The following is a 13,731-nucleotide window of genomic DNA, read 5'->3' on the forward strand; positions in this document are numbered from 1 at the left end:
CAGGAGCCTTTCACCATGAACTACCTGCCACTTGCCTTGCTGATCGTGCTATCCCCTGCCATGGCCGACAATGCCGACGACGCTGGCATCGATACCCCCCTGACCATCAATGGTTGCGTGATTGCCGAAGCCAGCCAGTGCCCGGGGGCCGACCTGCGTGGCGCCAACCTGGCCAACCAGGACCTGCGCAAGATGAACCTGGCCGGCGCCGACCTGCGCGATGCCGACCTGCGCCATGCCCGGCTGGACCTGGCCAACCTGGAAAAGGCCCGCCTGCAGGGCGCCAACCTGACCCGCGCCAGCCTGCAGCAGAGCAACCTGCGCCTGGCCGACCTGAGCCATAGCCGGCTCGTGGCCGTTCAGGGCTGGGGCCTGTTTGCCCAGGGTGCGCAATTTGCCAAGGCCGACCTCAGCGCTGCGTACCTGCAGTTCGCCAGGTTGTCAGGGGCAAAGATGCAGCAGGCCAACCTGCGGGCGGCGGACCTGGAAATGGCCTGGCTGAGCAAGGCTGACCTGCAAGAGGCCGACCTTGGCGATGCCAACCTGCAGGAGGCCAAGTTTGGCCAGAGCAACCTGGCCCGCGCCGACTTGCGCGGGGCGCGCCAGCATTACGGGAATTTTCAGGAGGCCAACATGGAGGGGTGCAAGGGGTGCCCCGAGACCTGGGACAATTGAGCCCGATATTCCTGCGTTACGCAGGCCCCCCTGTAGGAGCGGCCTTGTGTCGCGATGGGCTGCAAAGCAGCCCCGACGATTGCTGCGTTGACGCTGAAGCCCCTGGGGGCCGCCTTGCGGCCCATCGCGACACAAGGCCGCTCCTACAAGGCTCTGCGCAAAGTCCAGATAGCAGAATGCCTCACCCCGCCACCCGCACCACCCCCAGATCAATCCCCAGATGCACCAGCTCGGCATGGGAGCTGACCTGCAACTTGCTCTTGAGCAAGGTCAGGTGGTTGGACACGGTCTTGGCGCTGATGCACAGCTGCTCGGCAATCCCCCGCACCGGTGTGCCCTTGGCCAACATCACGAAAATCTCCAGCTCACGCTGGGTCATGCGCTGCAGGCGCGGGTCGCTGGCATTGTGCTGTGAGGTGCAGGCCAGCTGGGTGGCCAGGGGCTGTTCGATATAGGCATGCCCGGCCAACACCCGTTGCACCGCCTCGATCAGCACTTCGGGCGCCGAGTTCTTGGTCAGGTATCCCGAAGCCCCGGCATCCAGCGCCTGGCGTACCAACGGCAGTTCGTCATGCATGCTGAAGAACAGCACCCGCAGTTGCGGCAGGCGCTGACGCAGACGCCGGGTGGTTTCCAGGCCGCTGATACCTGGCAGGCCGAAATCCATGATCACCAGGTTGGGCACTTGCTCCTGAACCCGGGCCAGCGCCTCTTCGCCACTGGCAGCCTCACGCACCTGTATTGTCGGCAGCACCGCCCGCAGCAGGCTGGCGTAGCCCTGGCGGACCACGGCGTGGTCATCGACCAACACGATATTCATCACACCTCCATGGGAATGTTCAGGGCCAGCGCCCAGCCAGCACCCGGACGGCTGAGGATGCGCAGTTCACCGCCCAGGCTGCGGGCGCGCTCGGCCATCGAGTGCAGGCCAACCCCGGGGCGTTGGGGCTGGCTCGCACCGCAACCGTTGTCGCGAACCAGCAGGCGCAAGCCCTTGGCGCTGCGCTGCAGGCGTACCCGCACCTGGCTGGCGCCAGCATGCCGGGCGACGTTGGTCAACGCCTCCTGCAGCAAGCGATACAAATGCGTCCGACTCGCTCCGGGCAGCGCCGGCAGCTGCTCGCTTACCTGCAGGCGGCAATCGATACCGTGGCTGGCCTGCCATTGGCTCACCAACAGGCCGAAGGCTTCGGCCAGCGGCATGTGTTGCAACGCCAGCGGATACAGGTCATGCACCAGGGTGCGAAAACCCTGCTGCAGGCATTCGCAATTAAGCTCCAGGGCATGTGTCGTCTGCGCCACCGCGCTGGGCTGGTCGGCCACCATGCGCAGCAGGCATAACTGGGCGCGAATACCCGCCAGGTACTGCCCGAGGTCGTCGTGCAGGGTCTGCGCCAGCTGGGTGCGCTCCTGCTCCTGCACCGCCAGCAGGGCCTGAGTCAGCTGGGTATTGTCGGCCTGGGCCTGCTCCAGAGACGCGGTCATGTGGTTGAAGTGCTCCGCCAACTGACGCGCCTCCGGCAGGCCGGCCTCGCGCAGACGCGCGGTCAACTGCCCTCCCGAGACCTGGCGCAAGGCCTGCAGCAGGTCATCCAGCAAGCCCATGCCCCGCCGCACCGCCCAGCGGATGGTCAACAAGCTCAGCAACAACGCCAGGCCGCACAGCCCCAACAGCTGCTGCAGGGAGTCGCGGACCTCTTCGATTTCATCCAGCGCATCCACGGCAATCACTACCCGGCGGCCGTCACCCAACTCCAGCAGCCGGCTGCTGTCGTGGCGCTGGCCAAGCAGTTGGCGGCCCAGCCAGGCATCCAGGCCGGTCTTTTGCGGCAGGCGCGCGGCCTCATTCGGCGCCAGCCAGTGCACCCGGACATGGCGCAGGCTTTGCGTCAGCCGTGGCTGCAGGCTCTGCGGGTCCCGCTCGGCGGTGTCGCCAAGGTAGGCCACCACGGCTTCGGCGGACTGCAACTCTCGCTCCACATCAGCTACTGCCTGGTGCAATAGCACCCCGGCGCAGGCCAGCGTCACCATCGCAAAGCAGCACGTGACCCACAGGTTGATCCGCCACAGGGCCGACAGGTTGACAAGGCGCATGGGCGGTTCTCCTTTTTGGGGGCTTCGCCCATCGTAAAACCGGGGCCCACGCGGTGAATTACTACCTTGGTACCGGCCGAGCGCTACTTTCTGCATATTTCCGCCCCTCGGCAGGCTTCCTATGCTGGCGCCATCTGCCGTGGAGTTGCTTTATGCGCCAGCCTGTCCACCTTGCCCTGACCTGCCTGCTGGCCCTGGCCACGACGTTTTCTGCGCTTTCGGCACCCGCCGCGCAGCTCCAGGGCCCGGCCACCGAACCGTTGCAGGTGCGCATCGGTTACCTGGGCTATCGCCCCGATCCCGGCCCGCTACTTTCCAACATCATCCCCGAGCCCGCCGATGCCGGGCTGCAGGGTGCCGAACTGGCAATTGTCGACAGCAACAGCACCGGGCGTTTTCTCAAGCAGGAGTTCCACCTGGCCAAGGCCAGCGTCGACAGCCCCGAAGCCCTGCTGCAAGCCGCCAAGGCCCAGCATGACCAAGGCCTGCGGCTGTTCGTGGTGAATGCCCCGGCCTCCAGCCTGCGCACGCTGTCTGCCGCCCTGCCCGACAGCCTGCTGTTCAACGCCGGCAGCCCGGACGACAGCCTGCGCAGCAGCCAGTGCCTGGGCAATGTGCTGCACACCCTGCCCGGCCGGGCCATGCTGTCCGATGCTCTGGTGCAATTCATGGTGCTGCGCAAATGGCAGCGGGCGCTGTTGGTCGTCGGGCAGACCGACGACGACCGGGCCTACGCCGCAGCTCTGCGCCGTTCGGTGAAGCGCTTTGGCATGCAACTGGTCGCGGAGAAAACCTGGACATTCGACAACGACCAGCGCCGCAGCGCCCAGGCCGAGATGCCGCTGTTCACGCAAACTGCCGAATACGATGTAGTGCTGGTGGCCGACGAGCGCGGCGACTTCGGCGAGTACCTGCCCTACCAGACCTGGTACCCGCGCCCAGTGGCCGGCACCCAGGGCCTGACCCCCACTGGCTGGCACAAGACCGTGGAAACCTTCGGCGCAGCGCAGTTGCAAAAGCGCTTCGAAGCCCAGGCCGGGCGCTGGATGAACGACCGCGACTTCGCCGCCTGGATGGCCGTGCGCAGCGTCGCCAGCGCAGTGAACAAACTGCGCCAGGCCGAGCCCCGTGCCCTGCAGCAACTGCTGCTCAGCGAGCAGTTGCCGCTGGACGGTTTCAAGGGCCGCAAGCTCAGCTACCGCCCGTGGAACGGCGAGCTGCGCCAACCGATCCCGCTGGTGCAGCCGCGGGCCCTGGTCAGCACCTCGCCGCAGGATGGCTTCCTGCACCCGTTCAACGAAATGGACAGCCTGGGCTACGACAAGCCCGAAGTGACCTGCGGCTACCCCTGACCCGATAACCACAACAAAAAGGATTTCGCCATGCGCCGCTCCCCCCTTCACCGGGCACTGCTTTGCCCCAGCCTGCTGTCGGGCGCCCTGGCGCTTGCCAGCGGGCATTCCGTCGCCGCCACCGCCTGGGTCTCCAACGAGAAGGACAACAGCCTCAGCCTGATCGACATGCAGACCCTGCAAGTCACCGAGACCCTGCCGGTGGGCCAGCGCCCGCGCGGCCTGCTGCTGTCCCACGACAACACGCTGCTGTACATCTGCGCCAGCGATTCGGACCGGGTGCAGGTGATGGACGTGGCCACCCGCAAGATCATCAAGGAGCTGCCCTCCGGCAAGGATCCCGAGCAGTTCGCCCTGCACCCCAACGACCGCTGGCTGTACGTATCCAACGAGGACGACGCACTGGTGACTGTGATCGATACCCAGACCGACAAGGTGCTCGGGCAGATCGACGTCGGCATCGAGCCCGAAGGCATGGCGGTGAGCCCGGATGGCAAGTGGGCGGTCAACACCAGCGAAACCACCAACATGCTGCACTGGATCGACACCAGCACCCAGACCCTGGCGCAAAGCACCCCGGTGGACCAACGGCCGCGCTTCGTCGAGTTCAGCCAGGACGGCTCACGGCTGTGGGCCTCGGCGGAAATCGGCGGCACGGTAACCATCCTCGACGTCGCCACCCGCCAGGTGCTGAAAACCCTGAACTTCCAGATCAAGGGCGTGCACCCGGACAAGGTCCAGCCGGTGGGCATCAAGCTCAGCGCCGATGGCAAGTACGCGTTCGTCGCCCTGGGCCCGGCGAACCATGTGGCGGTGGTCGATGCCAAGACCTACGAGGTACTCGACTACCTGCTGGTGGGCCGGCGGGTCTGGCAACTGGCGTTCACCCCGGACCAGAGCCAGTTGCTGGCCACCAACGGAGTCAGCGGCGACGTTTCGGTGATCGATGCAAAAAACCTCAAGGTGCTCAAGTCAGTGAAGGTCGGCCGCTACCCCTGGGGCGTGGTGGTGACGCCATGAATACCCTCGAAGTCAGTGACGTGAGCTTTGCCTACGGCCAGCGCGAGGCGCTAAGGCAGGTCGGTTTCAGCCTGGCTCCCGGGCGCTTCGCCGCCTTGCTGGGCCCCAACGGCGCGGGCAAGTCGACCTTGATCGCCCTGCTCACCCGGCTGTACGACCTGCAACACGGCGACATCCGCGTGTGCGGCTGCTCGCTGCGCAACGCGGCGCGCGCGGCCTTGCGCCAGCTGGGCGTGGTGTTCCAGCAAAGCACCCTGGACCTGGACCTGAGCGTGGAGCAGAACCTGCGTTACCACGCCTCGCTGCACGGCCTGTCGCGCCGCCAGGGCAATATCAGGGTCGATGCCGAACTGGCCCGCCAGGGCCTCGATGAACGGCGCCATGAGCCGGTCCGGGCGCTGAACATCGGCCATCGCCGCCGGGTGGAGATTGCCCGCGCGTTGCTGCACGAACCGCGTTTGCTGTTGCTCGACGAGGCCAGCGTCGGCCTTGACCCGGCCAGCCGCCTGGCGCTCAACCAGCACCTGCGGCTGCTGTGCCGCGAGCAGCACCTCAGCGTGCTGTGGACTACCCATTTGCTGGATGAGGTGCAACCCAGCGACGACCTGCTGATTCTGCATCAGGGGCGCCTGGTGGCCAGCGGCTCGGCCGATGCCCTGAGCCGGGAACACGGCGGTGACCTCGACCATGCCTTTGCCCGCCTGACCAGCGCGCCCCCGGGAGTGAATGCCCAATGAATGCTTACTGGCAGTGCTTCCACGGCATTCTCCTGCGCGAATGCCTGCGTTTCGTCTTGCAGCGCACACGCTTCCTCAGCGCCCTGGTGCGCCCACTACTGTGGCTACTGGTGTTCGCCGCCGGCTTTCGCGCGGCCCTGGGCATTGCGATCATCGAGCCCTACGACACCTACATCCCCTACGAGGTGTACATCATTCCGGGCCTGGCCTGCATGATCCTGCTGTTCAACGGCATGCAGGGCTCGCTGTCGATGGTCTATGACCGGGAGATGGGCAGCATGCGCGTGCTGCTGACCAGCCCGTTGCCGCGGCCATTCCTGCTCGGCAGCAAGCTGCTGGCAACCTCGCTGATCTCCCTGCTGCAGGTATACGCCTTCCTCGCCATCGCCTGGTTGTATGGCGTGCAACCACCGGCCGCGGGTTTGTTGCTGGCGCTGCCGGCGTTGTTGCTGGTGGCGCTGATGCTCAGCGCGCTGGGGCTGTTGCTGTCGAATGCGATTCGCCAGCTGGAGAACTTTGCCGGGGTGATGAACTTCGTGATATTCCCGCTGTTCTTCCTGTCCTCGGCGCTATACCCGTTGTGGAAGATGCGCGAGGCCAGCCAGTGGCTGTATTGGCTGTGCGCGGTGAACCCGTTCACCCATGCCGTGGAACTGGTGCGCTTTGCCTTGTATGAACGCTTCAACCCGCTGGCGCTGGCGGTATGCCTGGGGCTGACCGTGCTGTTCAGCCTGCTGGCGATCCTCACCTTCAACCCCCAGCATGCGGCGCTGCGCAAGCCGCGCTGAGCGGCAGCGATCCCTTGCTTAGCGCTCCCACAGGGTTGCGCGCACGGCCATCTACTACTTTAGTACTGCCTTTGCTGTCTGATCGTCGCATTCACAATGCACCGCCACTGGCATGTAATGGGCCTATAACAAAAAGGATAAATTCCATGCCACGTGCCCTGCCCCGGCTGCCACGCCCATTGCTGGCAGCGCTTTCGCTGAGCCTGACGCTGGGTATCGCCCAGGCCGACAGCACACCGCTGTTTTCCGCCGAAGGCTATCGCACTACCCTCTACCGCAGCCCGACCCCACCGCAGGTCGAAGGCGGCCAGGTCATCGACACCGCCATGCTGCAAAATCTGCTGGGGCACACCCCCAAGCCGGTGCTGATCGACGTCTATCGTCGCCAATGGCTGCACGGCCGCTTCATCGAAGATGAACCCCACACCAACATCCCCGGCAGCCACTGGCTGGCCAACACCGGCGACGGCGAGCTGAGCCAGGCGTGGCACGATTACTTCGCGCGCAACCTGCAAAAAGCTACCGCCGGGCGCACGGAGCAACCGTTGGTCTTTTACTGCCGCTCCGATTGCTGGTTAAGCTGGAACGCGGTAAAACGCGCGAAAGCCTTGGGCTATACGAATCTGTATTGGTACCGCGACGGCCTGGACGCCTGGCAGCAAGCCAACCTGCCACTGCAACCGGCGCAACCGGAACCCTTCCCCTGAATTCATTGCCTGCCAATGCGTGCCCGCCCCATCCAATAAAAACGAGGTGAAAAGGCCATGTACAAAATTCTGATTGCCGACGATCACCCCCTGTTTCGCGAAGCCATCCACAACGTTATCAGCGATGGCTTCCAGGGCAGCGAAGTCATGGAAACCGCCGACCTGGACAGTGCCCTGGCGCTGACCCAGGAGCACGACGACCTCGACCTGATCCTGCTCGACCTGAACATGCCCGGCATGCATGGTCTCAATGGCCTGATCACCCTGCGCAACGAGGCTCCGACCACGCCAGTGGTGATCGTCTCGGCCGAGCAGGAAAAGCAGATCGTGCTGCAGGCCATCACTTATGGTGCAGTGGGCTTCATCACCAAGTCTTCGCCGCGCTCACAAATGATCGAAGCGATCGAGCAGATCCTTAACGGCAATGTCTACCTGCCGCCTGACATCATTCGCGCCCAGAAAAGCAACACCAGCCGGCGCCTGAGCGATGCCCCGAGCTTCCCCCCGGAGATGCTCCAGGCCCTGACCCGCAAGCAGTTGTTGGTGCTCGAGCGCATGACCAAGGGCGAGTCCAACAAGCAGATCGCCTACACCCTGGATATCGCCGAGACCACGGTCAAGGCTCACGTTTCGGCGATCTTGCGCAAACTCAACGTGCACAACCGGGTGCAGGCCATCCTCAGTGCCGGTGATATCGATTTCGGTGATTACCTGCGGCGCTGACCTGTTCCCTGCTCCATTACCCAGGCTATCTCCTACAGGTACTGTGCAGCCTTTGGGCGCAACTGTCTGGCATCACGGCAAGTCCTGGCTGCCCAGCAAATGGCTCATCGCCGCCTTCAGCTTCATCGGCCGCACCGGCTTGTGCATCAGGGTGTGGCCCAGCTCGCGGATCTGCTGCTTGAGCTCGTTGCTGTAGTTGGCGGTGATCATCATCGCTGGCAGCGGCTGGGCGCGGCGGGCATTGATCCGCGCCACGGCATCGACGCCATTGCAGTCGTTGTCCAGATGGTAGTCGGCGATCAGCAGGTCGGCCTCGGCATGGTAGTTGTCCACCTGGCGCGCCAGGTCCTCCTCCGACAGCGCGGTGATCACCCGGCAGCCCCACCCCTCCAGCAGAGTGCGCATGCCAGCGCAGATCGCCGCATCGTTATCCAGCACCCACACCCGCGCCCCGCGCAGGCGCTCGAGCATCGGCTCGCTGATGGCCTGGCTCGGCTGGGCCTTGGGCGCGGTGGCGCTCAACGGCACTTCGACCGCGAACACCGAGCCTTTGCCAAGCCACGAACGCACCCGAATCCGGTGGCCAAGGATGCCAGCGATCTTTTCCACGATCGCCAGGCCCAGGCCCAACCCACGGTCCTGATCCGGGCGCTGCACATCCCCGCGCCTGAACTCCTGGAACATTTCCTCCAGGTGCTCTTCGGCAATACCTATCCCGCTGTCCCATACTTCGATCCGCAGGCCTCCACGCTGGCGCCGGCAGCCCAGCACCACGCGGCCACTGGGGGTGTAACGAATGGCATTGCTGAGCAGGTTGCGCAGGATCCGCGCCAGCAGCTGGATGTCACTGCGCACCACGGCAGAACAGCCTACGAAATGCAGTTCAAGCCCTTCGCTGCGCGCTACCTGGGCATACTCGGCAGCAAGGTTGTCCATCAGCTCGCGCAGGGCGAACGGGGCGACATCGGCCTTGATCACGCCGGCATCGAGCTTTGAAATATCCACCAGGGTACCTAGCAGGTTCTCCACATCCTCCAGGGAGTTACTCACATTACGTACCAGGTGAGCACTGTTTTGCGGCTCACGGTGTTCGAGCAAGGCACTGGTGAACAGCCGCGCCGCATTCAGCGGTTGCAGCAGGTCATGGCTGACTGCTGCAAGGAACTTGGTTTTCGACAGGTTGGCCTGCTCGGCCTCGCGCTTGGCCTCACGCAGGCGCGATTCGACCCGGCTGCGCTCCTCGATTTCACGCAGCAGCTGCTCGTTGAGGCTGGTCAGCTCGGCAGTGCGCTCGCGAACCCGTTGCTCCAGGTGCTGATAGGCCTGGTGCAGCGCCTGTGCGGTATTGCGACGCTCGGTGATGTCGCGGATCAACACGAAGATGCCCACCACTTCTCCGTTGGCCAGGCGGTTCGGCACGTAGGAGCGCAGCATGTAGCGCTCCTGGCCGTTGATGTTGGTTTCGGCAAACTCGAAGGTTACGCTCTCCCCCGCCAGCGCCCGCGCCACGTACGCCTCCAGGCGCTGGTAATGCTGCTCGCTGTGGGCATCGCGCAGGCTCTGGCCCAGCATCACGCCGCGAGGCCAGCAGTACCATTCTTCGTAGACCTTGTTGGTGAATTCGTAGACCAGGTCGGCATTCAGGTAGGCGATCAGCGCCGGTACATGGTCGGTGATCAGGCGAATCTGGTGCTGGTGGGCAGTCTCGGCCCGCTGCCGGGCCTCGCTGAGCAGGTGGTTGACGGCCTTGAGCTCAGCCATGGCCTGGTTCAGCGCTTCGGTGCGTTCGCGCACCTGTTCGGCCAGCACCACAGAATGCTGGAACGCGGCGTAGGGGTCGTTGCCACGCGTTACGCCGGACTCGATGCGTTCGATCAGCGCACCGTTGATGCGCTGCAGTTTGTGGTTCTGTTGTTGCAGCCGGGCGACCTCGGCCTGCAGTTCAGCGACCGACAGGAGGCCGGTTGCGGGCAATGGCGACCCCGGTGAAGGTCTGATTGATGTGCATGCCATTGAACTGTTCTCCGTAGGTGTTGAAGCCGATCACCCGCTGCTCGCGCAGAAACGTGCCGATCGGTTCCAGGCCGTGATGGGCTTGCAGTTCCAGCCGCCGCAGGAAGCAATCGCAACCGATGGTCAGCAACAGCGGGCCGAGGCGCTGCTGCAAGCCGTCGAACAACTGGTGCAGGTTGGGCAACAGCGGGCCCGGGGTCATGGCGGTGAGCACGATGCCGTTTTCCACCGCGCAGTAGAAACTCAGGCTCAGGTCCGGGTGCACCTGCTGGATCGCCCGCACGTAATACTGGTCATGGATGCGCACGGCCAGCGGATGGGCGGCGAATACCCGATGGTCGAGTTCGGCCACCGGCACACCGATGTGCCGGGCGTACTCCTCGGCAGCAGGCTCGGCATTCAGTTCGAAGACCCGGCGCAGGGCATTGTCGGCGCCGGTGACCACCAGCTTTTCCTGGCGCGGCAGGATGTGATGGGTGGTAAACACTTCGAAGTCGAGCCAGGTGTTGACCAGCACTACCACCGCCGCGCCGTGGTGGAACGCACCGCTGAAATACACATGGGTGCGGGTCAGGTAGTTGTCGTCGCCGGCCGAGCCGCCGAAATGCGGGATGTCGCCCAGGGCCGCACTGAGGGCGGCAAGGACCATCTCCTCTCGGCTGGACAAACCGTCGAACAGGGTCAGGGCAAAGCTGTGGCCCTTGATCGGCGCCAGGGTGTTGCTGCGGCAGGTGCCGACCAGGCGCTCGACCATCTGCTGGGCGTCGATCAGGCTCAAGCGCTCCATTTCATCGATCAGCTCGGTGGCGATGGAAAAGTGCCGATGATCGAACCCTACCGCCGTTATGCAGTTGCGGCCATAGCCCAGCGGGGTGATTTCGCCGGCGCTGGTGCAACCGACCAGACGGATGCCGCCAAAGCCCTGCTCCAGGGCCTCGCCCAAGGCCTGCAGGTCGTATTCGGCGGAGCAGAAGAACAGCACGAAGCCCAGGTGCGGATGCAGCAGCTGCGCCGCCAGCTCCTGGGCTGCCTGCCGAGCGTCGGTTGCCTGGGACATGGCGCTGACCACACCGTCGTTGTGAGCCTGCTGCATCGTGGTCTCCGGCGCGGGGTGGCTGAGGGTTCAGTGTACGAAGGTGGGTACCGGGGACGAATGCTACTTGGGTAGCGGGTGGGCGGTTCCATGGTTGTAATTGCTTTCACCGAAGATTGCCGGGGCTGCTGTGCAGCCCCGGCAATCTTGAGTCGAAGCCGAGGGCCTACCAGGTCAACACCGCCCCCACCGCAAAGGTATCGGTGTCTTCGTTCTGGTCACTGGTTTCATGCCCGTCGATGGAGAACTGGTTGTACTCGGCAACCAGCTTGAGGTTGTCGTTGACGTCATGGAACAGCGCCACGCCGCGGGTTTCGTAATCCGCACCACTGCCCACCGCGCCGTTGCCGTCATCCTTGGTCTTGCCATAGGACAGCGCCACACGGTTCTTGCCGACCTTGTAGGAGCCCTGCAGCAAGTAGCCATCGCTGTCGACATTGCGCAAGGTAGGTTCGCCAGCGTTGTTGGTGAAGAACGGGTTGATGCCCTTGGCCTGGAACCCCGAGCCGGTCAGCGACAGCCCCCCCATCTTCGCCTGCACACCATAGCCGACACCTTTGGAGGTGACCGACTGCACCGTCGGGTCGGTGTTGTCGGAGGTCTGGTAGCTGCCGTTGACCCAGCTGTAGACCTGCGCCCCACCCAGGTCGAACTGGTAGGTGATCTCGCTCTCGGTACGCGGGTTTTCCTGGTAGGCCTTGCCGGTCGGGCTGCTGTCGTTGGTGTCCACCGGGTCCATGATGCCCACCGCCACCCGCAGGCCGTCCATCACTGGCGTGCGGTAGGTGATCTGCGATGTGGGGAACGGGTACGGGTAGCCGCTACCGATGTTGCCGAACGATACCCCGCCGCCGTCCACCAGCCCCAGGGTGTCACTGACCTGGCCATAACCGGCCAGCAACTCGTCGAGCAGGATGTTGGAGCGGGCGAAGAGCCCGAAGTCCTTGCCGATCAACACCTCGCCCCACTCGGGGTTGGCCACGGTACCGTAGAACTGGCGCACATCGTTGGCGGTATCGGTACCGTTGGTTTCGCTGTCGTTGATGGTCACCCAGAACGAGGCACGCGCGCCGAGCTTCAGGTCATCCACCTGCTTGCCCATGTTGAAGCCCAGGTAGTTGGGCAAAAAGCCCATCTTCACCCGTGACTGGCGGCGATCGAACTGCTCGCCCTGCCGGTCGACATCGCTGTTGACGTAGAAGGCGTTGATATAGCCGTCGGTGGAAAACGTCGTCTGGTCCTTGTCGTACAGCATAATCTCGGCCTGGGCGAAGCTGCTCAGGCAAAGGGTCGACAGGCTGACGGTAACAGCCGCCAGCAAGCGTGGGGACAGTTTCTTATTGTTGTACATGGCGCGCTCCGAAACGGGGACGGGATGTCGGAGGCGATTATCAGAAGCAGGCAAACAGCCAGAAACGCTGCCTTGGAATGGGCTGCCAGGTGCTTTGGGCCAGCGCACGGGGCGTGATGATTCCGGCCCAGGACCGGGTTACACCCAGAGGCAAGACTTCTGGCGTAACCCACAGGAGCAGGCGAGGATCAATACGGCAGACTCGAGCGAGCCCCGGTCAAAGGTCCAGGGCACCACTGAGCAACGCGCTTAGCGTGCTTGAGGCATCAGCCCGTTGCTCGTCCAGCAGACACAACGGCAGGCCTTGCCAGGCGGGTGGCGAATCGGCCAGCCCCTCGCCAATCAAGGCCAGCGGACAAGCGATCTGCATTTGCAGCGAACGCAGGCGCCTGGCCAAGGCAGGGTCCACCGGCACCTGGACCTTGATCACCAGTGCCGCAGGCTGCATCGCCGCACACAGCATGGGGATTTCTTCCAGCGGCTGCCCGCAACCGAGTACTTCGATGCGTTGCTGCTCGCCGCTCAACAACAGCCCGGTGCACAATACCTGCAGTTCAGCTTGCCCCTCGGTGCCCGCCAGCAGCACGCGCGGCGCATCGGCCTGGTTCATCTGCAGGCGCAGCAGCAGGCGGGCGCGCAGGAACATGTCCAGAAACAGCCATTGGCTACGCTGGCCCGGCGCAATGCCTGTCGCCAAGCCATGCCAGACCGGCATCAGTACCTCGCGCAGCACGGTGGCCTTGGGCAGGATGGTAAACAACTGCCCATGGATGCTTTCCAGCGCTTGTGTATCGAATGCCTTGGTTGCGCGCGCCACGGCGGCTCGCCAATCGTCAAAGACCGACGGCTGCTGCACGGGCGCATCTGGCTGGCCTGCGAGAATGTCGCCTACCTTGCTGATGGGCACACCATTGGCGGTCCAGCGCACGATGTCGCGTATGCGCTGGACATCCCGCCCCGTGTACAGGCGATGGCCGCCCTCGGTGCGCTGCGGGCTTATCAGCCCATGGCGCCGCTCCCAGGCGCGCAAGGTCACCGGATTGATGCCCGTCAGGCTGACCACATCGCGCATGGGTAGCAAATCGGCTGGGGTGGCGTCAGTCATGATGAGGGTTTATCCGGGTGGTGGCACATTCTAACCCCATATGCACTTTCTGCGGCGAGCCTCCTTGGTTCAT

Annotated in this window: 13 protein-coding genes; 7 read left to right on the plus strand and 6 right to left on the minus strand. The window is 64.3% G+C overall.

Annotated features, from left to right (window positions below):
- Positions 1-15: 15 nt before the first annotated feature.
- On the plus strand, positions 16-675 hold the full coding sequence (locus tag CAY82_RS08225; protein ID WP_087500777.1) for a pentapeptide repeat-containing protein: 660 nt from the start codon (positions 16-18) through the stop codon (positions 673-675).
- A gap of 181 nt (positions 676-856) precedes the next feature.
- Here the strand turns inward: CAY82_RS08225 and CAY82_RS08230 are convergent, their stop codons facing one another.
- Together CAY82_RS08230 and CAY82_RS08235 are read right to left on the minus strand one after the other, a co-directional pair.
- Positions 857-1,495: a response regulator transcription factor gene (locus tag CAY82_RS08230; RefSeq protein WP_087500778.1), complete on the minus strand. Its 639-nt coding sequence runs from the start codon at positions 1,493-1,495 to the stop codon at positions 857-859.
- The gene (locus CAY82_RS08235; RefSeq protein ID WP_087500779.1) at positions 1,495-2,769 is read right to left on the minus strand and encodes a histidine kinase; all 1,275 of its coding nucleotides are present in this window, start codon (positions 2,767-2,769) and stop codon (positions 1,495-1,497) included. Before CAY82_RS08235 ends, CAY82_RS08230 begins: the two co-directional genes overlap by 1 nt.
- 152 nt (positions 2,770-2,921) lie before the next feature.
- On the opposite strand from CAY82_RS08235, the gene CAY82_RS08240 reads away from it, so the two are divergent.
- The 6 genes from CAY82_RS08240 to CAY82_RS08265 all read left to right on the plus strand — a co-directional run bounded on the left by CAY82_RS08240 (position 2,922) and on the right by CAY82_RS08265 (position 8,096).
- Positions 2,922-4,121: an ABC transporter substrate-binding protein gene (locus CAY82_RS08240; RefSeq protein ID WP_087500780.1), complete on the plus strand. Its 1,200-nt coding sequence runs from the start codon at positions 2,922-2,924 to the stop codon at positions 4,119-4,121.
- Positions 4,122-4,151: 30 nt separating this feature from the next.
- Complete coding sequence (locus CAY82_RS08245; RefSeq protein WP_087500781.1) at positions 4,152-5,141, plus strand: YVTN family beta-propeller repeat protein; 990 nt, start codon at positions 4,152-4,154, stop codon at positions 5,139-5,141.
- Positions 5,138-5,878: an ABC transporter ATP-binding protein gene (locus tag CAY82_RS08250; RefSeq protein ID WP_087500782.1), complete on the plus strand. Its 741-nt coding sequence runs from the start codon at positions 5,138-5,140 to the stop codon at positions 5,876-5,878. Before CAY82_RS08245 ends, CAY82_RS08250 begins: the two co-directional genes overlap by 4 nt.
- The gene (locus CAY82_RS08255) at positions 5,875-6,666 is read left to right on the plus strand and encodes an ABC transporter permease (RefSeq protein WP_087500783.1); all 792 of its coding nucleotides are present in this window, start codon (positions 5,875-5,877) and stop codon (positions 6,664-6,666) included. The genes CAY82_RS08250 and CAY82_RS08255 overlap by 4 nt, the downstream gene beginning before the upstream one ends.
- Positions 6,667-6,812: 146 nt before the next feature.
- Positions 6,813-7,373 carry a PQQ-dependent catabolism-associated CXXCW motif protein gene (locus tag CAY82_RS08260; protein WP_087500784.1) on the plus strand — a complete coding sequence of 187 codons (561 nt, stop codon included), beginning with the start codon at positions 6,813-6,815 and terminating at the stop codon, positions 7,371-7,373.
- A gap of 57 nt (positions 7,374-7,430) precedes the next feature.
- The gene (locus CAY82_RS08265; protein WP_087500785.1) at positions 7,431-8,096 is read left to right on the plus strand and encodes a response regulator transcription factor; all 666 of its coding nucleotides are present in this window, start codon (positions 7,431-7,433) and stop codon (positions 8,094-8,096) included.
- Positions 8,097-8,168: 72 nt separating this feature from the next.
- Here the strand turns inward: CAY82_RS08265 and CAY82_RS08270 are convergent, their stop codons facing one another.
- The 4 genes from CAY82_RS08270 to CAY82_RS08285 all read right to left on the minus strand — a co-directional run bounded on the left by CAY82_RS08270 (position 8,169) and on the right by CAY82_RS08285 (position 13,658).
- A complete protein-coding gene (locus tag CAY82_RS08270) occupies positions 8,169-10,070 on the minus strand; it encodes a NahK/ErcS family hybrid sensor histidine kinase/response regulator (RefSeq protein WP_087500786.1) in 1,902 nt (633 codons plus the stop codon).
- Positions 10,039-11,202, minus strand: a complete 1,164-nt coding sequence (nosP, locus tag CAY82_RS08275) for a nitric oxide-sensing protein NosP (RefSeq protein WP_087500787.1) — start codon at positions 11,200-11,202, stop codon at positions 10,039-10,041. Before nosP ends, CAY82_RS08270 begins: the two co-directional genes overlap by 32 nt.
- A gap of 166 nt (positions 11,203-11,368) precedes the next feature.
- Positions 11,369-12,553 carry a porin gene (locus CAY82_RS08280; protein ID WP_087500788.1) on the minus strand — a complete coding sequence of 395 codons (1,185 nt, stop codon included), beginning with the start codon at positions 12,551-12,553 and terminating at the stop codon, positions 11,369-11,371.
- Between the two features lie 217 nt (positions 12,554-12,770).
- Positions 12,771-13,658, minus strand: coding sequence for a MerR family transcriptional regulator (locus CAY82_RS08285; protein ID WP_087500789.1), 888 nt, complete (start codon positions 13,656-13,658; stop codon positions 12,771-12,773).
- Between the last annotated feature and the right edge of the window lie 73 nt (positions 13,659-13,731).

Source organism: Pseudomonas sp. SID14000 (assembly GCF_002165135.1).
Taxonomy (GTDB): domain Bacteria; phylum Pseudomonadota; class Gammaproteobacteria; order Pseudomonadales; family Pseudomonadaceae; genus Aquipseudomonas.

What these genes read in the sequence shown, in the direction of transcription:
- CAY82_RS08265 (WP_087500785.1), top strand. Translation starts at nt 7,431, where the DNA reads ATGTACAAAATTCTGATTGCCGACGATCACCCCCTGTTTCGCGAAGCC.
- CAY82_RS08255 (WP_087500783.1), top strand. Translation starts at nt 5,875, where the DNA reads ATGAATGCTTACTGGCAGTGCTTCCACGGCATTCTCCTGCGCGAATGC.
- CAY82_RS08250 (WP_087500782.1), top strand. Translation starts at nt 5,138, where the DNA reads ATGAATACCCTCGAAGTCAGTGACGTGAGCTTTGCCTACGGCCAGCGC.
- CAY82_RS08235 (WP_087500779.1), bottom strand. Translation starts at nt 2,769, where the DNA reads ATGCGCCTTGTCAACCTGTCGGCCCTGTGGCGGATCAACCTGTGGGTC.
- CAY82_RS08285 (WP_087500789.1), bottom strand. Translation starts at nt 13,658, where the DNA reads ATGACTGACGCCACCCCAGCCGATTTGCTACCCATGCGCGATGTGGTC.
- CAY82_RS08225 (WP_087500777.1), top strand. Translation starts at nt 16, where the DNA reads ATGAACTACCTGCCACTTGCCTTGCTGATCGTGCTATCCCCTGCCATG.
- CAY82_RS08260 (WP_087500784.1), top strand. Translation starts at nt 6,813, where the DNA reads ATGCCACGTGCCCTGCCCCGGCTGCCACGCCCATTGCTGGCAGCGCTT.
- CAY82_RS08240 (WP_087500780.1), top strand. Translation starts at nt 2,922, where the DNA reads ATGCGCCAGCCTGTCCACCTTGCCCTGACCTGCCTGCTGGCCCTGGCC.
- CAY82_RS08245 (WP_087500781.1), top strand. Translation starts at nt 4,152, where the DNA reads ATGCGCCGCTCCCCCCTTCACCGGGCACTGCTTTGCCCCAGCCTGCTG.
- CAY82_RS08230 (WP_087500778.1), bottom strand. Translation starts at nt 1,495, where the DNA reads ATGAATATCGTGTTGGTCGATGACCACGCCGTGGTCCGCCAGGGCTAC.
- CAY82_RS08280 (WP_087500788.1), bottom strand. Translation starts at nt 12,553, where the DNA reads ATGTACAACAATAAGAAACTGTCCCCACGCTTGCTGGCGGCTGTTACC.
- nosP (WP_087500787.1), bottom strand. Translation starts at nt 11,202, where the DNA reads ATGCAGCAGGCTCACAACGACGGTGTGGTCAGCGCCATGTCCCAGGCA.